Origin of the sequence: Streptomyces sp. NPDC049585, from assembly GCF_040675615.1 — a bacterium.
Lineage (GTDB): Bacteria > Actinomycetota > Actinomycetes > Streptomycetales > Streptomycetaceae > Streptomyces > Streptomyces luteosporeus.
Map to the genome: position 1 here is coordinate 112,331 of NZ_JBFAPE010000008.1, position 24,370 is coordinate 136,700.

Genomic DNA, 24,370 nt, shown 5'->3' on the forward strand with positions numbered 1-24,370 from the left:
TACTGAAACACCTGCTGAAACACCCACTGCTGAAGCACCTACTACCTCCTGGAGCCTTCATGGACGGCCCGGCAGCGGTACGAGGAGTACGAGCGTTCCGTACGGCTCCCCAAGCGCTGGCCGACGAGGGCACCGCCCCGGCCGCCGCCCCCTTCCGCTGGTGCGTGCTGCACGGCACGGCCGCGCCCGACCGCCTCGTCGCCGCCCTGCAGCACGCCTCCCGGCCCGACGGCGAGAGGGCCGTCGCCGTCGTGCTCGGCGCCGAGCACCGGCCGCGGGACAACGCCCTGCTGCTGGAGGGCGTCGCCCGGGCCGCCGCCACCCCCGGCCGGCGGCTGGTGCTGGTGCACCGGGGCGCGGGCGGCGCGAGCCTGTTGCGGGCGGCGGCGTTGGAGGCACCGGGCCTGAAGGTCACCGCGCTGGAGCAGGCCGGTCCGCTCACCGCCGAGCGCGTCGCCCGCCTGGTGCGGGCGGCAGGCGACGGGGCCGAGGTGCGCGTCGCCCAGGACGGTACGGCCACCCGCACCGTCTGGCAGCCGGCCGCCCTGCCGGCGCCCGCCCCGGCCGGCGGCACCGTACTGGTCACCGGCGGCCTGGGCGGGCTGGGGCTGCGGGCGGCGGGCGTGCTCGCGGCCCGCGCCGGGTGGCGGCCGGTGCTGCTGGACGTGACCGCACCCGGGCAACTGGACGCCACCTCCGCCCGCTTGCTGGCCCGGCTGCGGGCCGCCGTGCCCCGTACCCGCGTGCTCACCGCGGACGTCACCGACCCCAAGGCCGTGGCGTCCGCCCTGTGGCGCCTGGCCACGCCCGTGCACGCGGTGGTGCACTGCGCGGGCCTGGTGGACGGCGGCACGGTGGCCGGCAGCCACCCCGCGGACCTGGCCCGGCTGCAGGCGGCCAAGGCCGGCGGCCTGCACGCCGTCCTGGACGCCCTCGACGTCGGCGTGCTGCGGCAGGTGGTCGTCTTCGGATCGATCACCGCCCGCGTGCCGCACCGGCAGATGGGCGGCTACGGGTTCGCCAACGAGCTGCTGCGCCGGCAGGCCCTGCGCCGCGCGGCCGCGCTGCCGCACTGTGCGACCGTCGTCGCGGAGTGGTCGGTGTGGAGCGGGGCGGGGCAGGCCCACGCGATGGGGGCCGTCCCGCAGGCGCGGCGCATGGGCACGGCGCCGGTGCCGCTGGGGCCGGGCATGGCCGCGCTGCTGCGCCTGATGGCCTGGCCGCCGGGGCCGGGCCGGGGCGTCTCGCTCGTGCTGACCGGTGAGGGGGACCGCACCTTTCCTCCGGCGGCCGAGGGGCCGGAAGTCACCATTTGATCGGAAGACACCATGGTTTGATCACCACCCTGTCACAGAACGCTCCGAACGGGCTTCCGGCGGCGGATCACGGGTCGGCGGGCAGTAAGAATGTGCACGTCAATCCAAAGATCAACCACGGGGGATCCACCATGCGCCGCAAGCTCGGCACCGCTCTGATCGTCGGCACGCTCGCGTTCGCCGCCACGGCCTGCAACGACAACGCCGACCCGACCGACCCGGCCCCCGCACCGTCCGGTGCCGCGTCGAGCGCCGCCCCGGGCAAGGAGGCCCCGGCCCCGGGCAAGGAGGCCCCGGCCAAGCAGACGCCGGGCGCCGACGCGTCGGCCCCCCAGGGCGCGCAGACCTCCGGCTCCACCGTCCGGGTCAGGAACAAGGCCGGCGTGGAGATCGCCGTCACGCTGAAGAACTGGGTCGACCCGGCCCAGAGCAACAACAAGTTCATGAAGCCCGCGGCGGGCAAGCACTGGGTCGCCGCCCAGCTGGAGATCGTGAACAACGGCAAGGCCGTCTACGACGACAGCCCCGCCAACGGCGTCAAGGTCCTGGACGCCCAGGGCCAGGGCTTCACCCACTCCATCGGTGAGACCACCTCGGGCCCCAACATGCCCGCCACGGTCAAGCTCGCCCCCGGCGAGAAGGCCCTGGGCTACGTCGTGGTGTCCGTCCCGGACGGCACCAAGCCGCAGAGCGTCCAGTTCACCCCGGACTCCGGCTTCGCCAAGGAGACCGCGAAGTGGGTCCTCACCAAGTGACCCGCGGGGAGTGGGCCAGCAGGCTCACTCCCGCCTTCGTCCGCGTCACCTCCGTCAGCTCCAGGCCGGCCGGCGACGCCACCGCGCGGAAGTCGTCGAGGGTGCGTTCGCGGCCGCCGTAGACGAGGAGCAGGAGCAGGTCGAGCTCCAGCAGGCCGGCGTCGGCGGTGGCGTCGCGGACGTGTTCGGCGACCAGGAGGCGACCGCCGGGCGGCAGGGCCTCCCGGCAGCGGCGCAACAGCGCCGTGGCGTGTTCGTCCGGCCAGTCGTGGAGGACGTTCACCAGCAGGATCACGTCCGCGCCGGCCGGCAGGGCGTCGAAGAAGCTGCCCTCCACGAAGGTGCAACGGCGGCCCTCCGCCGTGTCGCCCCACGCGGCGCGGGCCGCCGCCACCGCCGTGGCGCGGTCCAGGAGGGTGCCGCGCAAGTGGTCGTGACTGCGCAGGAGTTCGGCCAGGATCGCACCCGTGCCGCCGCCCGCGTCCAGGACGTGGTGTACGGTCCGCCAGTCGTACGCCGCCGCAAGGGCCGGGGCCAGCATCGCGGCCCGGTGGTGCATGGCCTCGTCGAACGACGCCGCCAGCGCCGGGTCGGCGGCGAGGTCGTCCCACACCCCGCGCCCGTACGCCCGCTCGTGCACCGGGGAGCCCGTGCGCAGGGCCTCCACCATGTGGACGCAGGACCGGTCGCCGCGGCCGATGGCACCGTCCAGGTCGAGCCAGGGGCGCAGGCTCATGGGGTGGCCGGACTCCAGGAGCCGGGACAGGCCCGTGGGGGCGAAGAGCGCGGGCTCGGGCTCGGTGAAGACGCCGCGCGCCGCCAGCAGGCGCAGCGCGCGGTGCAGGGCGTCCGGCGCGGTGCCGGTGCGGGCGGCCAGTTCGGGGACACCGAGGGGCCCGTCGGCCAGCAGATCGGGCACCTTGAGGGTGACCACGGCCCGCAGGGCCCACGGCGTCATGGTGTCCTTCAGGGCCAGCAGACGCTCGAAGGGGTTGTCGTTCATCGGGGCATCACGGCCGCAGGGCGTACAGGGCGGTGAACGGGCTTCCCGTGGGCACCTCTTCCACCCGGCCGAAGCCCGCCTCCCCCGCCAGGCGGTGGATCTGCGACGGCGGCAGCCCGAGCGTGCCGTGGCCGGGCGCGCCGTCGGCGAGGGCGGTGGGCAGGCAGTACAGGGTGCTGGTGGCGTACAGGACGGTGGCCTGCGGGCCGGCGTTGTCGGCGGGGTCGTCGGCCGCGGGGGACTCCAGGACGAGCAGCACCCCGTCCGGCTCCAGGGCGGACCGTACCGTGCGCAGGAGGTCCTCGGGCGCGGCGGCGTCGTGCAGGACGTCGAACATGGTCACCAGGCGCAGCGGCCCGGCGTCCGCCAGGGCCGTGGCCGCGTCGGCGGCCACGACGGTCACGCGGTCGGCGAGGCCCGCCTCGCGCACCGCCTCCCGCGCCCGGCGCACGTTCGGCTCGTGCAGGTCGTAGCCGGTCAGGCGGCAGCCGGGAAAACGGCGGGCCAGCCGGATCAGGGCGAGGCCGCCGCCGCAGCCGATGTCGGCCACGGCGCCGCCCTGTTCGAGGGCGGGCAGCAGGCCGGGCACGGCCGGTATCCACTGCTCGGTGAGCTGCTGCTCCAGCCAGGTCGCGCTCATGCGCTCCATCGCCGTGAACAGCTGCTCGGAGTACGCCGAACGCTCCAGTCCCTTGCCGGTGCGGAAGTCGTCGGCGACGTCCTCGACGGCGGCGGCCAGCGGCGGGATGAGCGCGAAGCCGGGCGCGAGGTGCAGGGGGGAGTCCTCGAAGGCGAGGACGGCGGCGTGGGCGGGCGGCAGCGCGTACCGGTCGTGGCCGCGGTCGTGTTCGAGGTAGCCGGCGCTGGTCAGGCCCCGCAGCCACTCCCGCAGGTGCCGCTGCGACAGGCCGGTGCGGTCGGCGAGTTCGGTGGCGGTGGCCGGTCCCGCGGTGCCGAGCGCGGCGAAGAGGCCGAGGCGTACGCCCAGGGCGCACAGCACGCCGGCCATGGCGGTGGCCAGGTCGTCCGTCACCCGGCCGAGGAACTGCGCCACGGCCGAGGGGTCCTGGGCGCCGGCCGGCATGGCGGGCGCGGCACCGGCCGGCATGGCGGGCGCCGCTGCGGCCATCGACCAGCCGTGGGGGCCGGCGGGCGGACCCTGGGGCAGGAACAGCGCGCGGGCGCGGTCCGCGGCGGCCGTCCAGTAGCCGGTGAGGATGCGGCGTTCGGTGAGCGGGTCGGGGATGTCGAGGTTCTCCCAGCCGAAGTGGCACACCTGCAGCAGCGAGGTCTCCAGCCCGGCCGGTTCGATCCACAGCCGGCCGCCGAGCGCCGCGTCCCACGCGGGGCGGCGCAGCTCGAACTCCAGGTACGGAAGGTACGAGGGGAACTCCTGGGCCGCCTCCACGGACCGCGTGACGTGCATCTGCACGGTGCCGCTGGCGTCGCCCATGACGAGGACGAGGTCCTCGCCGGCGGCGAGCGTGCCGGTCATGCGCTGCAGCCAGTGCTGGACGCCGGCCGGCGAGGTGAGCTCCTGCCAGGCCCGGTACGCCGGGACGGGCAGGGGGATCTGCAGGTAGGGGCCCACCCGGCGCCAGGGCCAGCGCCAGGAGGTGCCGGTGCGCAGGTGGGCGGCGAGCTGGTCGAGGATGCCGGGCCAGCCCATGCCGTTCCAGGAGCGCCAGTCCGAGGGCGGGTTGTCGGCCTCCTCGACGACGGTGACGACCGACCCCGCCGGGTCGGCCGCCACCGTCCAGGTGACGGCGGTGGCCGGGCCCACGCCGACCCACCGCCACAGCAGGCGCAGCGTGCCGGGCCGCTGCGCCCGCGGGGCGGTGGCGGTCAGGGTGCGGCACCAGAAGAACTCGCCGTCCTCGAAGTCCAGCATCGACTCCCGTCCGGCGACCGCCCACGGGCCCCGGCAGACCGCCAGCCAGTGCGCCACCCGGTCCGGGTCGGTGAGGGCGGTCCACACCGCCTCCGGCGGCTCGGGCACGGTGACGGTGCTGACCAGGCGTTCGAACCGGTCCTGGGCGACGGGCCGGGCGCTGCCGCCCAGGGGCGGGAACGCGGCGGACTCGCGGGCGAGGCCGCGCGGACGGAAGTCGTCGGACGACATGAGCACCTTCCTTCACGGAAACGGTGGTGGTCGTGCGCCTACTTGCCGTACTCCTTTACTTGCTCTTACTTGCCGTACTCCTTGCGCTCGTCGCCGAAGCGCTCCCAGGGCAGGTAGCCGCCCATGGTGAAGCGCAGGCTGGTGACGTAGGCGACGGGCGAATCGTCCATGCGCCGGACGTCGTGCAGCGGCAGCATCCGGTAGATCTGCCCCTTGCCGGGGGAGCCGGCCGGCGGGATCTGCCGGACGTCGTCGATGGTCAGGATGATCGGTTCCTTGTTGGCCAGCTGCAGGCCCAGCTTGGGCATGTCGAAGATGGCGCCGACGGCCATGCGGCAGGCCTTGGCGGCCGGGCCCTCACCGGCGTACGGGTCGAAGGGCGTGCGGATCTGGCCGGTGGACAGGCAGTCGGGGTTGAGGGTGACGGTGATGTGGCCGAGTTCCTCGCAGGAGCCCTCCATCTTCATCTCGATGAGGTTGGTATAGACCTCGGCCTTCGACCACTCCTCGGAGGTGGGCTGGGAGCGCACCACGCGCACGTACCCGTCGAAGGGCACCGTGTACTCGCCGACGCCGGGCACGGCGAAGGTGTCCACGGAGGTGATGCCGAGGTTGTCGATGCCCGGGACGGGCGGGGTCCAGGGCACGACTTTCGTGCCCGAGTAGAGGTTGCGCACACCGTCGGTGGTGACCGGGCGGCCATAGACCACGGACGGCCGCTGCGTAGGAGCGGACATCTCTCCCCTTTCAGGGCTGTGGGTTACCGGGTGCTGCGGCGCGGCGCGCCGGTCACGGCAGCTGCTGCCGGGCCGTCCAGTCGCAGCAGGTCAGGCCGGGCTCGTCGGCGATGCCGTCCTGGTCGGAGTCGATCTCGCCGTCGACGGTGGAGTAGACGGGACGGGAGTTGAGGTCGATGACGCCGTCGCCGTCCCAGTCGTTGAGCTTGCCCTTGAACGTACCGAGGATGAAGGCGTTCGTCATCGGGCCCACCTCGGGGTCGTGCAGGGTCGACAGCACGCCGTTGCCCGGGGTGAGGACCTCCTCCAGCGGCTTGCCCGCGATCCGGGCGAGGTTCAGGTGGCCCCAGCCCTGGAAGCGGCCGCGCACGTAGCGGATGGCGTACTCGTCGTGGATCGTGAACCGCGGCTCCAGGTGCCAGGTGCCGTAGCGCGCGAAGCCGATCTGGGCCTGGCGCACGCCCTGCGAGGGGTCGTCGGCGCGGCCGGACTTGAAGAACGGCCGGGGCACCAGCGACTCGAAGAAGAAGTTGCCCCGGTCGCGGCGGGTGCGGTCGGTGAAACCGCGGAAGAGGTAGTTGTCCACGTGCGGGGAGCCGTCGGTGTGCAGGCCCTCGATCGTCTTGGCGATCACCAGTTGCTTCTCGCGGGTCGCGACGTTGGGGCAGGCGTGCGCCTGGCCGTAGACGCGGGCCAGGCCCTGCGGGGCGAGGGAGAACTTGCCCCAGTGCTGGTTGGAGTCGTCCAGCCGCACATACAGGTCGCAGTGGATGAGCAGGAAGATCGTCTCGTCGAAGGTACGGCCGGGTGTCGACTTCCCCTCGCGCCCGTCGAAGGCCGGGTCACCGGTCTGCAGCTCACTGATGAACAGCCGCGACCACTCGGCGATCTCGGGGTCCGGGTCCTTCAGGAACGTCTGCAGCGTCGCCACGGCCCGCGCCCCGCCCAGCTTCTCCACGGCCCACAGGGCGTCCCAGCGCACCTGGCGGTCGGTGTCGTCGCGGATGGCCTGGGCCAGCAGCTCGATGGCGTCGGCGTGGTCCCGGTCGGCGTACTCGTACAGCGCCTGCTCGCGCATCGCCGGGTCGGGGTGCTTCAGGGCCTGCTCGCGCAGCTCGTCGTTGGAACGGTTGTCGAGCCGGATGGCCACGCGGTCCAGCGCGTACCCGAAGTCACTGGCCCAGGCGGCCGGGTCGCCGGCGACGAAGCGCGGATCGACGTTGCTGAGGGTGGTGCGGTAGGCGAAGTTGAGCGCGTCGCGCTGCTCGGTCCCGAGGTCCTCGAGCAGCACCGGATCCTCGGGCCCGGCCTCGGCCCACGTCCCCGGGTCGCCCTCGGCCAGGGAGGCCGGGGACTTGTTGCACAAGTCGATAGCCATGAGTGAGCTTCCTTCCGGTAGAGGGAGAACTCGCTATCAGTAAGTTATGCGACCTGGGTGCGGTTGCCTTCTTTCAAGTTGGGCTGTTGGCGGTGGGATCATGAGCGCATGCCCGAGGAGTCGAACCTGCTGCCGAGCCTGTGGCCGATCGTGCCGTCAGGGGCCACCGACTGGCTGCTGGAGCTGTGCGGCGACGGCATCACCGGGTTCATGCCTCCGGCGATGCCGGATGCGGCGTGGGTGCTCAACGCCATGTACGAGCACGAGCAGGGACCGGCCGATGTGTCGTACCACGAGTACCACCAGCAACGCCTGGCCGACGGAAGCGCCCTCCCCCATATCGTCGCGGGCATCGACCTCGACGCCGTGAGCGTCGCCACAGGAGGAGGACTGGGACGCGCCCGCCACCCCGGCCCCGGCTGGCGACGACTGCGCTGGGCCGAACTCGCCCGGCGCACCGGCGACCCGGCCGTACCCGAGAGCCTCATGCCCTCCTACCGCTGTTTTCCCTCGGCCAAGAAGGAGGGCAGCTGGCCGCTGGGCCTGATCCCACCGACCGAGGGCAGCCTGGACCGTGAAACCTGGAACCGGCTGATCTCCCTCCTCAGCCGGCACAGCCCCGCAGGCCCGGACACCCGCTGCCTCGCCTACTACAACCCGCTGACGCTCGGAGCCACCGACTTCGACACCCTCCACGTCCGCGCGGGCCGCCTCGGCGACGCCGAGATGCTGTACGACCACGCCGAGGCCGACTTCAGCCCGTCCAACCTCTGGGCCGAGGACCGCTCATGGGTCCTGTGCACCGACTACGACCTGTGGGCCACCAAGGTCGCCGGCCCCCCGGCTCTCATCGACGCGCTGCTGAACGACAGCGAAATCGAGGCGGTGCGCCTGCCCTGGGCGCACTGACGTCGAACGCGGCGGTCACGGGGCGCGCACCGCCGGCGCACCCTTCCCCGGGGTGATCAGCCGCTGTCGAGGCCGTCGATCAGGCGGTCCAGGAACCGGTTGAAGGTGGCTTCGGGAGTGAGGGAACGCCCGGGGGCGGAGAGGGCTTCGGCGAGTTCCGGGTGGCGGCCGTCCGCGGCGACAGCGGCGAGGTAGCGGGCTTCGGCTGCTGCCCGGTCGGGGGACTGCGAGGCTGTGGCCTGCGCAATCTCATGGGCGAGGTGTCCGGCCACAAATCCTGTGAGCTGGGCGAAGATCTCCAGCTTCGCCGCACCGTTCAGTCCGGTGGGCCGCAGGGCGACCAGCGTGCGTTCCAGGAAGGCCAGGGCGTTGGGTCCGGGGATGCGGCGGGTGGCCAGGGCGGCGGGCAGCCAGGGGTGTCGCAGCATGAGGCCGCGCTGGAGGTGGGCGATGGCCTTCAGGTCGGCGCGCCAGTCGCCGGTGAGCGTGTCCGGGGTGGTCGGCAGTTCGCCGCTGACGTGGTCGACCATCAGGTTCAGCAACGTCTCCTTGTCGGGGGCGTAGCTGTAGAGCGACATGACACCGGCTCCGACCCGTGCAGCCACCGCACGCATGGTGACCGCTTCGAGCCCCTCGGTGTCCGCCAGGGCGACGGCAGCGGCAGTGATCGTCTCTCGGCTGTAGCCCGGCTTGCGACCTCTGCGGGGCTGGTCGGACGTCAGCCAGAGCTGCTGGGGGTCGATGCCCGGGGTGCCGGCCCCTCCGTCACGTGGCATGGTCCACGCTCCTTCCTCGATCCCGGTGGCCGTGCGGGACTCAGTCAAGCATCCTCTATTCTCGTACATCGTACGGAATGCAGGAGGGGAACGATGACGTCACACACGCACAGTTCTGCTGCCGGGAAACCGCCCCTGTCCTCACGGCTGATGAGGGCGACGTGGCGCCGTCTCCCGGCCGGACGGCACAAGGTCGGATGGGAGCCGGGGCTGGTGGTACCGGCCGCCGACGGCAGCCCGCTGATCACGGACCACTACTTCCCCCGCAGCGAGGGGGACTTCCCCACCCTCCTGGTGCGCTCGCCGTACGGCAGGGGCCTGCCGTGGTCCCCCATGTACGGCCTGCTCTTCGCCGAACAGGGCTTTCATGTGGTCCTGCAGAGCTGCCGCGGCACCGGCGGTTCGGGGGGTGCGTTCGACCTGTGGCGCAACGAGGCCGCCGACGGCCGGGCCACGGTGTCCTGGCTGCGCGAGCAGCCCTGGTTCAACGGAACACTCGGGACCGTCGGCCCCAGTTACCTCGGGTACGTGCAATGGGCCCTCGCCATGGACCCGCCGCCGGAACTGAAGGCAATGGTGGTGCAGGTGGGCCTGCACGATCCCCACGCCCTGTTCCACGCGCACGGTGCGCTGCACCTGGAGACCTCCCTGGCCGTCGGCGTGGGCATGACCTACCAGCACCGGGGCACGGCACCGTTCCTCAGGGCGACACTGCGCCTGCAACGCCGCCTGCGCGAGGTCACCACCGCCCAGCCACTGCGCGGTGCGTATGCGTCGGCCTTCCGCAACGAGGTGCCCTGGCTGGACGACGTGATGACACACCCGGACGCCGAGGACGCGTACTGGCACGGCGCGTCACTGACCGAGGTCGCGGAACGACTCGCCGTGCCCACGAGCCTGATCACCGGATGGCACGACGCGCTGGCCGACCAGACCCTGGAACAGTACGACCGGTTGCGTCGGGCCGGATGCGAGACCGCCCTGCTCGTCGGCCCCTGGACCCACACCTCCGCCCTGCAACAGGGATGGCCCGAGGTGTTCGCCGAGAGCCTCGCCTGGCTGCGCGCCCACCTGTACGCCGACCCCTCCGGCCTGCGCCCCACCAGGGTGCGCGTCCACGTCGGTGGCGAAAACGCCTGGCAGAACCTCGACGACTGGCCGCCGGCCGTCACCCCGCGCCCGTGGTTTCCCGTCGCCCGGGGCCATCTCACCCGGCAAGCTCCCACGGACTCCGCGGCATTGGCATCCTTCCGCTACGACCCCGTCGACCCGACCCCCTCCCTCGGCGGCCCCCTGCTCTCCCGCACCGCCGGCCCTCGCGACAACAGCAGCCTGGAGGCCCGGGACGACGTCCTGACGTTCACCAGCGCCCCACTGACCGAGCCCGTGGACATCCTCGGGCCGGTCTCGGCACGGCTCAGCATCTCCACGGACACCGGTCATGCCGACGTCTTCACCCGCCTGTGCGACGTGGACGCACAAGGCCGCTCCGTCAACATCTGCGACGGGCTGGGCCGCCTGAATGCGGACGCGGAGAAACCGTCGCAGATCACCGTGCCGATGAGCTCGACCGCCCACAGATTTGCCGCCGGCCACCGCATACGCTGGCAGATCAGCGGAGGCGCCCATCCGCGCTACGCCCGCAGCCCCGGCACCGGGGAGTCCCCCGTGGACGCCACCACCTTCACCCCGGTGCGCATCACGCTCCACACGGACTCGGCACTGATGCTTCCGGCGCACGGTCGCGGCTCCGAGCCCGGCCCCGCGGGGGAACGGCTGACCACGCCGTGAAGCGACCGGCGAGGCCGGCCTGGTGGACAGTGGGGTGACGCGCCGCAGTTGATCCCGATCCTCGACCGTATCCGTGTACCGCTTTCGGCCGGCGGGTACCCGCGGACTCGTCCTGGCCACCTGTGCGGCGACAAAGCGTACAGCTCCCGTCGCAACCGCCGTACGTGCCGGGCAAGCCCTTGGGCCGACCGGGCGCGGCGGGCTGGGCCGACCAGGGGAACGTCCGCCGAAGGCCCGGCTACCCGCAGTCGCAATCACCGGCCCGTCCCGGGCCGAATGCGAACCTGACGTTGTCCAGCAGTTGTCTTGCCCGGCAGGGCTCAACCATCGGGAAGCGCGCAATGGGCGGTGTGAAAGAGCCTTCGAAACCAACGGAATCCCCGCCCCCGACCATCGGAGACATCCAGGCCGCGCTGGGAAAGCGTCTGGACGACGTGGCCAAGATCCTGGCCGGTGCCCTCGTGGCGGTGGCCGGCATCATGACCACCTTGGGACTCAACAGCAAGTTCGTGTTCGTCGCTCTCAACAACAGGTCGTGGCCCATCTACGTGGCCTCGCTCTGCGCGATCCTCGCCATCGTCTGCAGCATCGCCGCCCTGCTCATCCGCCCCACAGGACGCGGAGTCCTGTGGGAGACGGGCGTGCTCGTCCTCGGCGTCGTCTTCTACATGGCATCACTGAGCATTGCCGTGGTCGGCGCCGCCCAGGCCGCGGGCGGAAACGGCCGCCCGACCATCACCGACGTCAGACTCGACGGACCTCGCTCCAACATGCGGCTGCACTTCGGCGTACACGCCGACGGCGTCCAGAAGTGGTCGCACATCGAGGTGACCGTAAACCCTCGGAAATCCTCCGGGAATGAGGGCGGGGACCTCTACTGGAGTGTGCTCAGACCTGACGATCAGGGGAAGGTCGCACAGCAGATCGACATCCCGATCTCGCTTCCGGCCGGAACGTCAGTGATCGCGGTGGGGGCCGTCAACCCGGACGAGTCCGAGCAGGGAGCATGCGAAGCCGAGACGCAGCACGGGCCGGCGTGCACGGAACTCCACATCTCCTGAAGCCGGACCCCATTGACGAGCTCCGCTGCCGGACTCGAATAGTCACAGTGGGAACAGCCTGGAGCCCGCCGATGCTGCAGCGGTCGCAGCCGTCCGGGCCGTCGTCCCGAGCCCGTTCCTCAAGAGATCACCCCGTCCCACGCCGATCCGAACGGCCTGGGCATGAGGCGGTCCCCGGACCCCTCGGACAGTCCCCAGGGCCTGTCCGCACGCACGGATCCGGACAGGCCCTGCTCCCGTCTCCGGGAGCAGGGCCTGCGGGCGAGGGGTCAGCGGCGGGTCACCACCGGGTGATGCCCATGGTTGTCGCCGCGGAGTGGACGGCGTTGTAGTGCGGTACCGACATGCCCGACTTCTTCTGCTTCGCGGGAAGATGGCGGTCGGTGTTGCGGAACTCGTCCCGGGACGCGGCCAGCAGGCTGGTGCCGTAGCCGACGGGCACGTCGTCCTTGCCATGGATGGGGTGCGACTTGGCGGCCGTCCGGCTTCCGGCGCTCGCCAGGATGCTCCGCGCCTGGTTGTACGCGGCGGCCTTGATCGTCTTGGGGTTCGCCACCGCCGCGTGCACGCCGGCCACGGTGCCGGTGCCCCCGGTCACGGCAGCGGAGGCCGGTGCGACGGCCGCGGCGATGGTGCCCGCGGCCAGGACGGCGGCGAGCCCGGTTCGGACGATGAGTTTCATGAGTACCTCACTTGCTCGGGATTCCAGCCGGTGTCCCCACCTTCGCCCCACCCCGCCCCCGCGGTCCAAGACCTGTTCCGGAACACGCGATGCTCCATGAGCATCACCACAGACCAGAGGCGTTCACCCGACCCGTGCCCCGGCTCGGAATACAGTCGGAACATGCCTGAGACGTCCGACTCCTCCGTGGATCTGGATTTACGCCTGGTGCGCTACTTCACCGTCGTGGCCGAACAACGGCACTTCGGACGCGCCGCGGCCGTCCTGCACCTCGCACAGCCGTCCCTGAGCCGGCAGATCCGCCGCCTGGAAGAACAGCTGGGAGCCCGCCTGCTGGACCGCACCCCTCAAGGCACCCACCCCACCGAGGCCGGCGAAACCTTCCTGCGGCACGCGAGGACGCTCCTGCGCTCCGCGGCCCAGGCCGTGGCACAGACCCGGCAGACGGCCGAGCCCACCCGCGTCGCCATCGGCTACACCACCGGCCTCATCATCACCCCCGCCGTACGCGACCTGCGCCGCCAGCACCCGGAGGCCCAGGTGCACACGCACCACCTCGCGTGGAACCAGCCGCGCGCGGCACTGCTGAAGCACCAGGTCGACGTCGTCGTGGCCAGGATGCCGTTCGCGACCGACGGCCTGCAGGTGACGGTCCTGTACGACGAGCCGCGGCTGCTCATGGTGTCCGTCGACCACCGGCTGGCCGGCAAGGAGTCCGTCGTCCTGGACGACATCGCCGAGGAACCCATGGTCTGCCTGCCCGACCCGGTGTGGAACGCCTTCTGGCGCGTCGACCCGCGCCCGGACGGTCGCCGCGCACCGGAGGGCCCTGTGGTGGAATCGATCGAGGACAAACACGAAGTCATCGCGAGCGGCCAGGCCGTGGCCCTCGTACCGGCGGGTGCCATGACGACCAACCGCCGCCCGGACCTCGTCACGATCGCCGTGCGGGGCGTCGAGCCCGGCCAAGTCGTGCTCGCCACCCGCGCCGGCGACCGCAGGAGCCTGGTCGCGGCCTTCCGCACGGCAGCCCTGACCCACCTCACCGGCCCGCCCCGGCCCCGGGACGCGCCCTAGGCTGCCCGGCGGATCATCCCCCGCGGCGCGTGGGGAAGGGCGTCAGGCCATGGAGAACTTGGCGACGTACTCGTCGAAGGGCTCGATGCCGACTTCCGCACGGAGTTCGTCCACGCGCTCGGGCTCTTCACAGGGCCACGGAACCGGTGCCCCGTTCTTCACACCGGCGATCTGAGTGCCGTAGACCTGTTTACGGCCCTCGTTGACCAGCGTGCGGTCGCGCAGGAAGGCCAGCTCGCGGGCGCCGGCCGAGCCTGCTGACACTGCTTGCTGCATCAACTGCAGGGCCCGGCGCTGAACGTCGAGCTGTCGGTCGGCATGCTGGGCGATCAGCCATGCCGCGCGTGCGGCCTCCTCGCCGACGAGTTCCGCTGTCGGCCAGCCGTACTCATCCATGATCTCGCCGAGCCGGTCACCGTGCCGTGCGGTCAGTCGACGCCAGGCCAACTGCTCTGCGGGGTCGTCGCTGTTCGCGCGGACAGCGGACTGGTGATCGGCCGCAGCCATGTCCGTGAGTTCCACTGCCAGCGCGGCAACGTCGTGCGCCACTTTCAACTCCCTGGTCAGATCCGTGTTTGTGTCCGCCCGCAAGCCTAGAGGCGCAAAAGGGACGTAAAGATCATTCCGGAGAACGGTGACAGGCACCTCGCCACACAGGGACAATGGATCTACCCCCGAAGCCAGAGCCGGAAGCGCCCGGCCCCCGAGCCACTGCGCTTCAGCACAGCTGAGCCCATTCCCCCTCCTCCCACCGGCCGCGGCAGCGATGCTTTCGGGGGCACTCCGGCAGCAAGCAGCAACGCGGGGCAGCCGGACGCCCCACCACGACGAACGTGACACGAGCGGAGCGTCTCCACCGGCGCACGCCACATCGCGGCAGCAGCCAGCTCCCCCTCAGCCACGGCCGGACAGTGCGGTCTCCGTACGCTGCTGCAGTGGTGACGGCAGGAGAACGGCGACCAACCCCCCACCGGCCCGCAGACCGGGAACCGGCCCGCGCCCCCCACCCCTCCCTCGTAGCCAGCCAACGTTCTGACCCGAGCCAGGACGCACGGGCGGTGGTCGACGCACCTGCGCTCGCATCGCAGCTCGTACCCGCGCCTCGTGGCCCAGCACACGCAGGGATCGTGCCGCGGGCCGTCACTCCACCACTGCGGCGGGGCGGTCGACGTCAGAACTTTGGCTGGCTACGAGGGGAAGGGTGGGGGGCGCGGCTCGGTTTCCGGGCTGCGGGTGGGTTTGAGGCTGGCCGCCGTTCTCCTGCCGTCGCGGATGCGGGTGCGTGAGGAGATCGCACCGTTTGGTTGTGGCTGAGGGGGAGCTGGCTGCTGCCGCGATGTGGCTGACGCCGGTGGAGACGCTCCGCTCGTGTCACGCATGTACGTGGCCGAGCGTCCGACTGCGGGCCGTTCGTGGGGAGTCCCGCCTGCTCAGGAATGCCTGCTGGCGTACGTCGGCGTCCTCGCTGTTCAGGGCGGTGGCGAACGACCAGAGCCGGGGCGGGAGCAGGTCGCCTCCGCCGGGAAGTCGGTCGGCTTGGACGCGGGTCAGTGTGCCCCCGACGATGGGGAGTTCGCCGGTATGGTCGATCCAGGCGGAGCGGGTGGCCAGGCGGGGGTGGATGCGGTCCAGGGCCATCGCGCGGGCGGTGCCGTACCGGTCGGTGACCTGCACGGTTGCCGCGTCCGGCTCGCCCCAGGTCTCCGGCTTGGCGCGGTCGGAGCGCATCCGCCCCAGCACCTCGACCGGGAGGCCGTCGAGGAGCGCCCCAGCGTCCCGCGTCAGCCAGGCAGCGCCACGGTGAGGTCCACCTCGACAAGCTGTCCCAGAAAGCCCAGCTGGGCGACGCCCAAGAGCGTGCTGGCGGTGGTGAACGCCGGGCCCAGGGCAGATTCGGTGAGCCGACGCCATGCGGCTCCGAGAATGTCCCTCTCATTGCTTCGCACGTAGATCACTGACCGCACCACGTGTTCAGGCTGGGCACCCACCGCTGCCAGGGCAGTGAGCGCGTTCGCGACAACCTGGTCGACCTGCGTCTCGAAGGAACCGGCACCGACGAGGTCACCATTGCGATCAAGCGGGCACTGCCCCGCCAGATAGGCGGTACGGCCTGCCTCGACCACGGTGATGTGGTGGTAGCCGGGTGTCTCATGCAGCTGCTCAGGGTTGATGCGGGTGATCTTCTCAGTCATGTCAGCGAGTCTGACCAGGGTGGTGCCCACACGCACCGCATTTTCCCCACCGGCCAGCACTCCGCGGCGACGTGAGGTTAAAGAGCAAGCTCACACGTCGTTTATTTTGGTCGCAAGACATCGAAGGGGACTGCCACAGTGACCGCAATGGAGTGCTCTCCCGACACCGTACTCATCTTCGATCGCGACGAGGACCTCTTCATCTTCGAGTCCTTCGTCCACGCTACGAACTGGATCGAGGCGATTGACGTAGATGAAGGTGAGTACACAGCGGCGTACTCACCGGACGGTGGCGTGTTGGCGCTGATTGCCCCCGAAGGCCCAGAAGGATCGGTCGTTCTGGTCAGGACTGGCGGCGTGGACCTGGGTGATCTGGAGAGGAGAGTAGCCCGCTACTGGTGCCGCCACCAGGCAGGTCAGCCCCCGCGTGACCCACTACAGACAGCGCGATTTCTGGTCGAGAGAGATAACAGGCCGCGCAGGAGCTGGCTGAGCCGGGTCACTGGCCTGGTGCGACGCGACACCGGTGGGGTCGAGCGGGCCCTGTGATGGCTTCACCGCGCAAGGCGGCGGTAGGCGATGAGAACTGCGGCTATGCCGACGAAGGCGAGGAAGTGCTCGGCCTTGTGCTCCTAACGGTTCGTTTCAGAATCAGGCTGCTGCCTCTCCCAGGAGAGGCAGCCAAGCGAGATGGTGAAGGGTTTGCAAGAACTGCGCACCTCAAGCGCGGTCTTCTGGCACGCTTCCGCGTGTGAACAGCGATCTTGTTCTCGATGGCCTGTGGACGCGCGTGGCTCACCTGCTGCCACCGCCTCCGGAGCGACGTCATCGGTACACGGGCCGACGCCGCATTCCCGACCGCACGGCGTTGGCGGCCATCGTCTACGTCCTTCGCACCGGAGCGGCCTGGCGCGATGTGCCACGCCAGGTGGTGGGCTGTTCCGGCGTCACGGCCCCGGCGCTGGCTGCGGGATTGGACCGAGGCTGGCGTCCGGCCCCGCCTGCGTGGCGTGCCGCACGGCTCCGGGCTGGGCAGGACTCGGTGGGTGGTAGAGCGCACTTTCGCCTGGCTCCACCATTTCAAGCGCCTGCGCAACCGCTACGAAGTACGAGCCGACCTGCATCAGAGTCTTCTTGAACTCGCCTGCAGCATCATCTGCTTGAGGCGCCTCTACGCCATCAGCCGCGCAGGATCCGGTACGTCAGGTGGGTGACGGCTGAGGAGTGGATCACGCGCGCGGGTTCGACGGTGAGGGCGGGTGAGACGTCGTCGAAGAGGCGGACTCCCTTGCCCAGCACGATGGGTGCCAGATGGATCTGGAGTTCGTCGATCAGCCCCGCGTCGAGGAACTGGCGCACGGTGTGGGCCCCGCCGGAGATCTGGACGTCCTTACCGGCCGCGGCCTTGCGGGCCTGGGCCAGGGCGGAGTCGATGCCGTCGGTGACGAATGTGAAGGTGGTGCCGCCCTGGCGGACCCACGGGGCCCGGGGGGAGTTGGTCAGGACGAAGACGGGGGCGCGGAACGGCGGCGGGTCGGGCCAGCCCTGCTCACCTTCGTCGAACATGCGGCGTCCCATGATGTAAACCCCGGCGCGGGCGAAGTTCTCCCGCACGATCGCGTCGTCCGCGTTGCTCTCGCCGCCCCCGATGCTCTGGCGTTCGCGCCAGCTCTCCACGTTCTCGACCCATTCGTGGATGCGGAGCCCGCCGTCGCCGAGCGGGTTGTCGGGGGCGGCGTTGGGGCCGGAGATGAAGCCGTCCAGGGACATGCCCAGGCTGGCGAAGACCTTGCTCATGCCGTCTCCTCGGTGGTGAAGAACTCGATAAGGGCGGGCGCGAGGACGTTCGGGTCGACGTCGTGGTCCTGGCCGTCGAGCGTGCGGTGCAGTCCGGGCAGGGCGTGGGCGCCGGCCCGGATCCAGCTCTCGCTCGCGCCCCCGTCGAGCACGAGCAACCGGCCGGCCAGGGCGTCCCATCGCCCGGTCGGCAACGGACGTCCGGACATGGTGTCGCCCATGACGGCGCCGTCGTACGGCAGCGTGTGGGCGACTGCTTCCATGTCGGCCCAGAACGGTGCATGACGCATCCCGTCGACCACGTTGGCCGGGACTCCGACCGCGCGGGTCAAGAAGTAGGCAACCGCTTCGCTGCGGGCGTCGTCCGCCACGAGGCCGGTGAGGTGTTCGAGGTAGTCGTCGGGGATCGGCGGGCGGCGGTCGTCGACCACGAACGGCGGTTCGTACACCGAGAGCCGGGAGATCGAGCTGCCCCGGGCCGCCGCCCGCAGGGCGAGGACGGCACCAGACGACATGCCGTGGACGAACGCAGTTCCGCCCGCGAGGGCGATCAGGGCGTCCAGGTCCTCGACCTCGCGCTGGACGCCGTACGGGGCGGTGTCACCGCTGTCGCCCCGGCCGCGGCGGTCGTAGGTGATGACGTCGAAGTGCTCACCGAGCAGCGCGGGAAGCTCCCCGAAGTCGCCACGCCGCTGGAAGGCGCCGCCGACGAGCACCAGGGCCGGTCCCCGGCCGGTTCGCTCGTAGGCGATGGCCGTGCCGTCGCGCGAGAAAGCCTTGTCCATGGATCTGTCTCCGCTCATGTCAGTGGGGCGTTCAAACGCCCGAATGAGAACTGGACGGTACAGTACTCACACAGGTACTGGTCCGTCTAGTACTGTTCCTCGAGAGGAGAAAGGGAGGGTCATGGAGACGCAGACGGAAGGGCGCTCGGCCCGCAAGCGCCAGGCGATCCTGGAGGCGGCCGCCACGGTGTTCCTGAACAAGGGGTACCTGGGCACGAGCATGGACGAGGTCGCAGCCCTGGCCTCGGTGTCCAAGCAGACGGTCTACAAGAACTTCGCCGACAAGCAGCGGCTGTTCACCGAGATCATCCACGGCGGCCTCGACCGCATCGACGAGTTGTTCAGCGACGTCACCGGCTCACTGGCCGCGACCGAGGACCTGGAGAAGGACCTCGCCGTGCTCGCCCGGCAGTTCGTCACCATCCTCACCCAGCCTCGCCTGCTCCAACTGCGCCGGCTGGTCATCGCCGAGGCCGACCGCTTCCCCGAACTCGGCCGTACGTACTACGAGCGTGGCCCCGAACGCGTCCACGCCCTCCTCGCCGAGAGCTTTGGCCGCCTTGCCGAGCGCAAGCTACTGACCCTGGACGACCCGGTCCTCGCGGCCAACCACCTCACGTGGCTGATTACCTCGATCCCGGTCAACAAGGTCATGTTCTGCGGCTCGGGCGAACAGTTCACCCGAGCCGAACTCGACCACTACGCCGACGAAGCGGTACGGGTGTTCCTCGCCGCCTACTGTCCGGCCACTCCTTCCACCTGACGGAAGGCGCGTCGATAGCGGCATGCCGAAACGATCAGTAAGGCGTGTCCGACGGATCGCGTGACCGGGTCGCGCTGGTGTCGTTCCGCCCAGCGTGGGGCGAGGCGATCTGTCGGATCGGGAGTGGGCCCGGCTGGAGCCGCACTTACCGAGGAACGCAGGGCGGGGCGGGCGGTGGGTGTGCCATCGCAAGGTGATCAACGGGATCTCGTTCCGGCAGCGGACCGGCGTCCCGTGGCGGGACCTGCCGACGCGTTTTGGGAAGTGGAAGACCTGCCGTGACCGGCACCGTAGGTGGTCAGCTGACGGCACGTGGGAGAGGATCCTGCGGGCCGTCCAGGCCGATGCCGATGCGGAGGGCCGGATCGACTGGTCCACGGTCAGCGTCGATTCCACCTCATGCCGCGCTCATCAGCATGCCGCCGGGGCGCGACGCCGCCCGGCGCGGATACCGGGCCGGCGAGGCGATGGGCCGCTCACGCGGCGGGCTCACGACCGAGATTCACCTGGCGAGCGACGGCGGCTGTCGTCCACTCGCCGTCCTGCTCACTCCCGGGCAGTGGGGTGACGCCCCGCAGATGATCCCCGTGCTCGATCGTATCCGTGTCCCGCGCCTGGCCGGCGGGCGTCCGAGGACGCGCCCGGATCATGTCTGCGGCGATAAAGCGTACAGTTCCCGCCGCAACCGTCGTTACCTGCAGCGACGGCAGATCCGGCACACGATCCCCGAGCGCAGGGACCAGCGGGCCAACCGCCTGCGGCGCGGAAGCCGAGGCGGTCGCCCCGCCGGTTTCGAACGGGCACGGTACTCCCGCAGGAACGAAGTCGAGCGGACCATCAATGCGCTCAAGGGCTCCCGGGCCGTAGTCACCCGGTACGACAAGAGAGCATTCGTTTTTCACGGAACGGTCACCCTCGCCGCGATCCGGCTGTGGCTCCGCTCATGAGCCCCTGGACAGGCTGTTGGGCACCTCTGTCAAAAGCAACGGCAGTTGCCCACGGCACATGACCCGCCGGCGTGCCCATCGACTTGGCACCCGACGTTGCAGACTTCGTCTCCTTCGGGGAGGGAGCAGAGGATGTCCGACGGTCGGCTGACCGATGCGGGGGTGGTGCCGGACGCCGTCAGCGGCCGCTGGGCGCACGAGGAAGACGGTTGCGAGGCGACGTGGGGAGCAGCCTGAGCCGGTGCCGCCAGGGTCATACCCCCAGGCAGAGCACAGCACCGGCCGCCAGCTTGGCCACGCTCTGGAACCCGAACTTCATACGCACTCCTTGAAGGAATAGGGCAAGCCTGCAACAAACAGAACAGTTCTGCCTCTGAGAAACCGGAGCCAACCCCGCTCTGCTGCCACGCGCCGTCCCGCACCACCGCGCCCCCACGCGGATCACCTACCACGTGTCCAACCCCGTCACCCCAACCCACCGGACAGGCCCTAGCGCCGGTGCAAGCGACGGCAGTCGGCCAGCCAGGACCTCCCCTCTCGACGACCCACCGGTGGTGGCCAAGCCGCTGCGAGGACTCGATGCCTTTGCGCGCGATGCGTTGGCGTGGGCGTTGGCGCCGGAGATGCCCAGCGACAGGGGTAGCCGGCGTCACCCTGTTCTGGGCGACGCACGCCAGTCGCAGCCACGCGGCATCGCGAGGTCACCCCGGAGTGCCCGCGGATCGGGCCTGCCTCCCGAGCCTCCCCTGCCCCACCCCCGCATGGCGGCACGCCCTGCCATCACTTTCCCCCCTCACGCCGAATGCGGCATCGATGCTTTCGGGGGCACTCCGGCAGCAAGCAGCAACGCGGGGCAGCCGGACGCCCCACCACGACGAACGTGACACGAGCGGAGCGTCTCCACCGGCGCACGCCACATCGCGGCAGCAGCCAGCTCCCCCTCAGCCACGGCCGGACAGTGCGGTCTCCGTACGCTGCTGCAGTGGTGACGGCAGGAGAACGGCGACCAACCCCCCACCGGCCCACAGACCGGGAACCGGCCCGCGCCCCCCACCCCTCCCTCGTAGCCAGCCAACGTTCTGACCCGAGCCAGGACGCACGGGCGGTGGTCGACGCACCTGCGCTCGCATCGCAGCTCGTACCCGCACCGAGCGAGCCCGGTACGTACGTGCCCAGCGGGGGCGACACGCCACTGCGGGTTTCGTCCTGGCTTCAGGTCAGAACTTTTGCTGGCTACGAGGGGAGGGGTGGGGGCGCGCCTTGGTCGCCGGGCTGCGGGTGGGTTTGGAGCTGGCCGCCGTACTCCTGCCGTCGCGGGGCCGGGGCGCGTGAGGAGATCGCGCCCTTTGTTGTGGCTGAGGGGGAGCTGGCTGCTGCCGCGATGTGGCTGACGCCGGTGGAGACGCTCCGCTCGTGTCACGTATGTACGTGGCCGGGCGTCCGGCTGCGGGTCGTTCGTGGTTCAGCACAGTGCGGCGTGAGCCGTATTGCGGTGTGCGGCGAGCTGCGCGTTCGTACGGCGGGCCGCGGACCAGTCGCGGTGGAGTTCCTGGGCCCGGCGGCGGGCGACCAGGGTGAGGCAGTGGGCGCAGGTCTCGGTCGGTCCCAGCACGATGACGCCCTGCCCGGCCGTACCGGGCACCGTGACCGCGGGAACCTGCGCCATGGCGCGCTGGTGGCGGAGGAGTTCCTCTGCCACGCGGCCGAGGCTGCGGGCGAACGTGATCGCCGATGCGTAGCCGGCCCCGGCGCCCAGTCCGAGTCGGTGCCGCGCCTCCCGTACGGCGAGCAGTGCCTCGGCCCGCACGGCATCCCCTGCGGGGAGCCGCACGGCCGCCGCTTCGACTTCGGCGGCCGTCCTGTCGACGAACACGCGCAGGCGGGCGGTGAGAGTGCGGACCCTGGCGGGTGCGGGCAGCCAGCGTTCATTGGTGGTGGTTTCGCTAATCAGTTCGTTGATGGTTCGGATATTCGCGGCGTCAGTGCGGATTGCGGCACCGCCGGAGTGGCCGGTGAAAGGGAAGGGAGGCATGCGGAAGCTCCTGCATCGAGAAGAGAAGGTGGGCAGGTCAGAACGCTCGCGCAGCCGCGCATGAGCTCGCAAGCTAGCTCCCGAAATAGAGCGAAACTGGCATATGCCAAAGCCTGGCAAGGCTTTCGTGAGCCCCAACTGGAGCTGGAAGACTGGCAACTGAGCCGCGGGCACGGGCAACAGGGCCGGGCTGAGGGGTAACAGGGCGACGCCGCAGTGGTACAGGGGCGCGCCGAGGGGTACAGCATCGGAAGGGCGCAAGAGTGGCAGCACGACGCGGCCCGACGTTCCGTCGCAGGGAACTGGGCAAGGAACTCCGCCGTCTGCGCGAGAGGAAGGGCTACACCACCAAGGAAGCAGCAGAAGCCATTGAAAGCTCGGAATCGAAGCTCAACCGAGTCGAGTCCGGCCACAATCAACTGCCTCGCGTCCGCGACCTCGAAGAACTACTCGATTTCTACGGCGTGAGCGACCGGGCCGACCGTGAAAATCTCCTCATGCTGCACCGCGACTCGCTCAGCAACGACTGGTACCGGCCCCATAAGAACTTCCTGCCCTCCGGGCAGTCGCTCTACGTGGGACTGGAGAGGGACGCCATCTCCCTGCGGGCCTGGCACTCCCAGGTGGTCTTCGGCCTCCTGCAGTCCGAAAGTTATGCGCGTGCCATGTTCACCACGGCCAAGCCGGTCGATGAAAGAACCACTGAGTTCGTGGAGACGAACATTGCAGTCCGGATGGAGCGAAAGGAGATCCTTCACCAGGACGACCCCGTCGAGCTTCGCGTGATCCTCGACGAAGCGGCACTTCGCCGTGTCATCGGCGGTCCCGAGGTCATGCGTGAGCAGTACGAGGAAATCGAGCGACTGGCTGCTCTCGACCACGTCACGGTGCAGATCCTTCCGCTGAGCCTTCCGGCTTACCGCGCCTTCGACAACTTCGTCCTCCTGGACTTCGAGGAGGGATTCGATCCGGTGGTGATGAACGACGGACCGGCTGTATTGACGGTTTCCGACAAGCGCCGCGACGTCTGGAAGTACGCGAGGCGCTTCGACGCGATGCGTGAAAGCGCGCTGGCGCCTGCCAAGACAGCAGAATTTCTCCGTCACCTAGCGAAAGAGCTCGAACATGGCTGAAATACGTGTGACGTCCCGCGATACCGCGGAGGAGGAACGCTGGTTCAAGTCCTCCCACAGCATCGACACCGGCGGCGGCAGCTGCATCTCCATAGCCGTCCTGCCGGAACGCGTCGGCATACGCGACTCCAAGCACCCCGACGGCCCCGCCGTCACCGTCCCCCGCGCCGCCTGGGCGGCTTTCGCCGCCTTCGTCGGTTCGCTCAGGCCGCGTTCCACGGCATCGTCGGGAACCACCAGTAGTCGTAGCGGGCCGGGAGGCGGATGCCCCAGTAGACGACCGTGAACGTGCCGAACAGCAGGAGGGCCGTGCCCGAGAACGTCGCCGCGCGGCCCGGTGCGGCGTGGAGCCAGCGGGGGATGCGGCCGTGGCCGGTCAGGGCGAGGAGGAGGAAGAGCAGGGCCACGACCACGACGTTGCCGAGGGCGATCAGGGCGAACAGCAGGGCGCCGTAGAGGGCGTTGTGCGTGTCGGCGGCGTAGGCGAAGGCCTTGCGGAAGAGGGGGTAGGGGCGGCCGATGACGAAGCCGCCGATGAGGGCGCCGATCAGGAGGAGCCGGGTGCGGTGGGTGAGGGGGTCGGGGGTCAGGCCGAGGGCGGAGAGGCCGAGCCAGGCCATCACGAGGCCGATGACGGTGAAGGTGATCAGGGCCTGGAGGGCGCGCGGGGGTATGCCGCCGCTGCCGGTGGACTGCGAGAGTTGCGGGATGTTCGGGCCGATGGCGGCGCAGATGCCGCCGTAGAGCGCTGCCACGGCCACCGCCGCGGCCGTGACCCGGCCCAGGGGGCGGAGTGCGGCCGCCAGGCGGCCGCTGCGGGTGTCGGCCGTGCCGGCCATGGGGGCGATGGCACCGAACGCGGCCACGTTGCAGGCCGTGAACGTGCCCGCGAGGCCCACGACGAAGGCGAAGAGGGCGCCGGCGCCGGTGCCGGGGATGTCGTCCTTGAGGGAGTCGCGGCCCAGGAGGCCGTCGGCCGTGTCCACGCCCAGGCCGTCGACGAGTCCGACCGACCAGAGGACGGCGAGCAGGATGCCCGCCGTGAGACCCGTGACGGCGCAGGCCGTGGGGCGGCGGTCGGTGATGACGGGGAGGGTTCGGGCCATGGTGTTCC

At 70.6% G+C, this 24,370-nt stretch carries 23 protein-coding genes and 4 pseudogenes; 13 read left to right on the forward strand and 14 right to left on the reverse strand.

The annotated features are described in order from the left end of the window. Positions 1-59: 59 nt before the first annotated feature. Both AB0K17_RS12430 and AB0K17_RS12435 read left to right on the forward strand, forming a co-directional pair. A complete protein-coding gene (locus AB0K17_RS12430; RefSeq protein WP_365982916.1) occupies positions 60-1,316 on the forward strand; it encodes a KR domain-containing protein in 1,257 nt (418 codons plus the stop codon). A 131-nt stretch (positions 1,317-1,447) separates the two neighbouring features. Beyond that, a complete protein-coding gene (locus AB0K17_RS12435) occupies positions 1,448-2,071 on the forward strand; it encodes a DUF4352 domain-containing protein (protein WP_365982917.1) in 624 nt (207 codons plus the stop codon). Here the strand turns inward: AB0K17_RS12435 and AB0K17_RS12440 are convergent. From AB0K17_RS12440 to AB0K17_RS12455, 4 genes are all read right to left on the reverse strand, one after another. Further along, positions 2,061-3,074 carry a methyltransferase gene (locus tag AB0K17_RS12440; protein ID WP_365982918.1) on the reverse strand — a complete coding sequence of 338 codons (1,014 nt, stop codon included), beginning with the start codon at positions 3,072-3,074 and terminating at the stop codon, positions 2,061-2,063. The two genes, AB0K17_RS12435 and AB0K17_RS12440, sit on opposite strands and share 11 nt — an antisense overlap. A gap of 7 nt (positions 3,075-3,081) precedes the next feature. Further along, on the reverse strand, positions 3,082-5,196 hold the full coding sequence (locus AB0K17_RS12445; protein ID WP_365982919.1) for a methyltransferase domain-containing protein: 2,115 nt from the start codon (positions 5,194-5,196) through the stop codon (positions 3,082-3,084). Positions 5,197-5,261: 65 nt separating this feature from the next. After that, entirely contained in the window at positions 5,262-5,933 is a 672-nt protein-coding gene (locus AB0K17_RS12450) for a DUF6073 family protein (protein ID WP_365966627.1), read from the reverse strand. Between the two features lie 52 nt (positions 5,934-5,985). Continuing rightward, positions 5,986-7,311 (reverse strand): HEAT repeat domain-containing protein, encoded by a 1,326-nt coding sequence (locus tag AB0K17_RS12455; protein WP_365982920.1) that lies wholly within the window; start codon positions 7,309-7,311, stop codon positions 5,986-5,988. Positions 7,312-7,419: 108 nt separating this feature from the next. Here AB0K17_RS12455 and AB0K17_RS12460 point away from each other — a divergent pair, with 108 nt between their 5' ends. After that, entirely contained in the window at positions 7,420-8,220 is an 801-nt protein-coding gene (locus AB0K17_RS12460; protein ID WP_365982921.1) for a hypothetical protein, read from the forward strand. A gap of 56 nt (positions 8,221-8,276) precedes the next feature. On the opposite strand, the gene AB0K17_RS12465 is transcribed toward AB0K17_RS12460, so the two are convergent. Beyond that, positions 8,277-8,996, reverse strand: a complete 720-nt coding sequence (locus tag AB0K17_RS12465; protein WP_365982922.1) for a TetR/AcrR family transcriptional regulator — start codon at positions 8,994-8,996, stop codon at positions 8,277-8,279. Positions 8,997-9,146: 150 nt separating this feature from the next. On the opposite strand from AB0K17_RS12465, the gene AB0K17_RS12470 reads away from it, so the two are divergent. The 3 genes and pseudogenes from AB0K17_RS12470 to AB0K17_RS12480 all read left to right on the forward strand — a co-directional run bounded on the left by AB0K17_RS12470 (position 9,147) and on the right by AB0K17_RS12480 (position 11,848). Beyond that, positions 9,147-10,787: a CocE/NonD family hydrolase gene (locus tag AB0K17_RS12470; RefSeq protein ID WP_365982923.1), complete on the forward strand. Its 1,641-nt coding sequence runs from the start codon at positions 9,147-9,149 to the stop codon at positions 10,785-10,787. 24 nt (positions 10,788-10,811) lie between these two features. After that, positions 10,812-10,946: pseudogene (locus AB0K17_RS12475) on the forward strand (IS5/IS1182 family transposase); the annotation flags it as partial. A 191-nt stretch (positions 10,947-11,137) separates the two neighbouring features. Next, entirely contained in the window at positions 11,138-11,848 is a 711-nt protein-coding gene (locus AB0K17_RS12480; RefSeq protein ID WP_365982924.1) for a hypothetical protein, read from the forward strand. 280 nt (positions 11,849-12,128) lie between these two features. Here the strand turns inward: AB0K17_RS12480 and AB0K17_RS12485 are convergent, their stop codons facing one another. Next, positions 12,129-12,530 (reverse strand): hypothetical protein, encoded by a 402-nt coding sequence (locus tag AB0K17_RS12485; protein WP_365982925.1) that lies wholly within the window; start codon positions 12,528-12,530, stop codon positions 12,129-12,131. A gap of 162 nt (positions 12,531-12,692) precedes the next feature. Between AB0K17_RS12485 and AB0K17_RS12490 the strand changes: the two genes are divergently transcribed. Continuing rightward, entirely contained in the window at positions 12,693-13,607 is a 915-nt protein-coding gene (locus AB0K17_RS12490; protein ID WP_365982926.1) for a LysR substrate-binding domain-containing protein, read from the forward strand. A gap of 42 nt (positions 13,608-13,649) precedes the next feature. On the opposite strand, the gene AB0K17_RS12495 is transcribed toward AB0K17_RS12490, so the two are convergent. The 3 genes and pseudogenes from AB0K17_RS12495 to AB0K17_RS12505 form a co-directional block, all read right to left on the reverse strand. Further along, positions 13,650-14,156 carry a DUF6624 domain-containing protein gene (locus AB0K17_RS12495; RefSeq protein ID WP_365966619.1) on the reverse strand — a complete coding sequence of 169 codons (507 nt, stop codon included), beginning with the start codon at positions 14,154-14,156 and terminating at the stop codon, positions 13,650-13,652. An 870-nt stretch (positions 14,157-15,026) separates the two neighbouring features. Further along, positions 15,027-15,371: pseudogene (locus AB0K17_RS12500) on the reverse strand (transposase); the annotation flags it as partial. A 17-nt stretch (positions 15,372-15,388) separates the two neighbouring features. Beyond that, positions 15,389-15,799 carry a RidA family protein gene (locus AB0K17_RS12505; RefSeq protein WP_365982927.1) on the reverse strand — a complete coding sequence of 137 codons (411 nt, stop codon included), beginning with the start codon at positions 15,797-15,799 and terminating at the stop codon, positions 15,389-15,391. Between the two features lie 138 nt (positions 15,800-15,937). Between AB0K17_RS12505 and AB0K17_RS12510 the strand changes: the two genes are divergently transcribed. Beyond that, positions 15,938-16,348 carry a hypothetical protein gene (locus AB0K17_RS12510; protein WP_365982928.1) on the forward strand — a complete coding sequence of 137 codons (411 nt, stop codon included), beginning with the start codon at positions 15,938-15,940 and terminating at the stop codon, positions 16,346-16,348. 202 nt (positions 16,349-16,550) lie between these two features. Next, a pseudogene (locus AB0K17_RS12515) lies at positions 16,551-17,013 on the forward strand (transposase). Here AB0K17_RS12515 and AB0K17_RS12520 read toward each other — a convergent pair. Both AB0K17_RS12520 and AB0K17_RS12525 read right to left on the reverse strand, forming a co-directional pair. Next, positions 16,979-17,596 (reverse strand): dihydrofolate reductase family protein, encoded by a 618-nt coding sequence (locus AB0K17_RS12520; RefSeq protein ID WP_365982929.1) that lies wholly within the window; start codon positions 17,594-17,596, stop codon positions 16,979-16,981. The pseudogene AB0K17_RS12515 and the gene AB0K17_RS12520 sit on opposite strands and share 35 nt — an antisense overlap. After that, complete coding sequence (locus tag AB0K17_RS12525) at positions 17,593-18,381, reverse strand: alpha/beta fold hydrolase (RefSeq protein ID WP_365982930.1); 789 nt, start codon at positions 18,379-18,381, stop codon at positions 17,593-17,595. Before AB0K17_RS12525 ends, AB0K17_RS12520 begins: the two co-directional genes overlap by 4 nt. A gap of 121 nt (positions 18,382-18,502) precedes the next feature. Here AB0K17_RS12525 and AB0K17_RS12530 point away from each other — a divergent pair, with 121 nt between their 5' ends. Next, positions 18,503-19,144: a TetR/AcrR family transcriptional regulator gene (locus AB0K17_RS12530; RefSeq protein WP_365982931.1), complete on the forward strand. Its 642-nt coding sequence runs from the start codon at positions 18,503-18,505 to the stop codon at positions 19,142-19,144. Positions 19,145-19,238: 94 nt separating this feature from the next. Continuing rightward, positions 19,239-20,091, forward strand: a protein-coding gene (locus AB0K17_RS12535; RefSeq protein WP_365982932.1) for an IS5 family transposase whose coding sequence is annotated in 2 segments (ribosomal slippage) — positions 19,239-19,592 and positions 19,594-20,091 — 852 coding nt in all. Because the reading frame shifts where the segments join, the coding sequence is not laid out codon by codon here. 533 nt (positions 20,092-20,624) lie between these two features. Here AB0K17_RS12535 and AB0K17_RS12540 read toward each other — a convergent pair. Both AB0K17_RS12540 and AB0K17_RS12545 read right to left on the reverse strand, forming a co-directional pair. Continuing rightward, positions 20,625-20,714, reverse strand: a pseudogene (locus AB0K17_RS12540) (IS5/IS1182 family transposase); the annotation flags it as partial. Positions 20,715-21,553: 839 nt separating this feature from the next. Continuing rightward, positions 21,554-22,123: a DUF6415 family natural product biosynthesis protein gene (locus AB0K17_RS12545; RefSeq protein WP_365982933.1), complete on the reverse strand. Its 570-nt coding sequence runs from the start codon at positions 22,121-22,123 to the stop codon at positions 21,554-21,556. 263 nt (positions 22,124-22,386) lie between these two features. Between AB0K17_RS12545 and AB0K17_RS12550 the strand changes: the two genes are divergently transcribed. Next, positions 22,387-23,256, forward strand: coding sequence for a helix-turn-helix transcriptional regulator (locus AB0K17_RS12550; RefSeq protein ID WP_365966617.1), 870 nt, complete (start codon positions 22,387-22,389; stop codon positions 23,254-23,256). Beyond that, the gene (locus AB0K17_RS12555; protein ID WP_365966616.1) at positions 23,249-23,542 is read left to right on the forward strand and encodes a DUF397 domain-containing protein; all 294 of its coding nucleotides are present in this window, start codon (positions 23,249-23,251) and stop codon (positions 23,540-23,542) included. The genes AB0K17_RS12550 and AB0K17_RS12555 overlap by 8 nt, the downstream gene beginning before the upstream one ends. Here the strand turns inward: AB0K17_RS12555 and AB0K17_RS12560 are convergent. Then, positions 23,460-24,362, reverse strand: coding sequence for a hypothetical protein (locus AB0K17_RS12560; protein WP_365982934.1), 903 nt, complete (start codon positions 24,360-24,362; stop codon positions 23,460-23,462). The genes AB0K17_RS12555 and AB0K17_RS12560 overlap by 83 nt on opposite strands. Positions 24,363-24,370 lie beyond the last annotated feature (8 nt).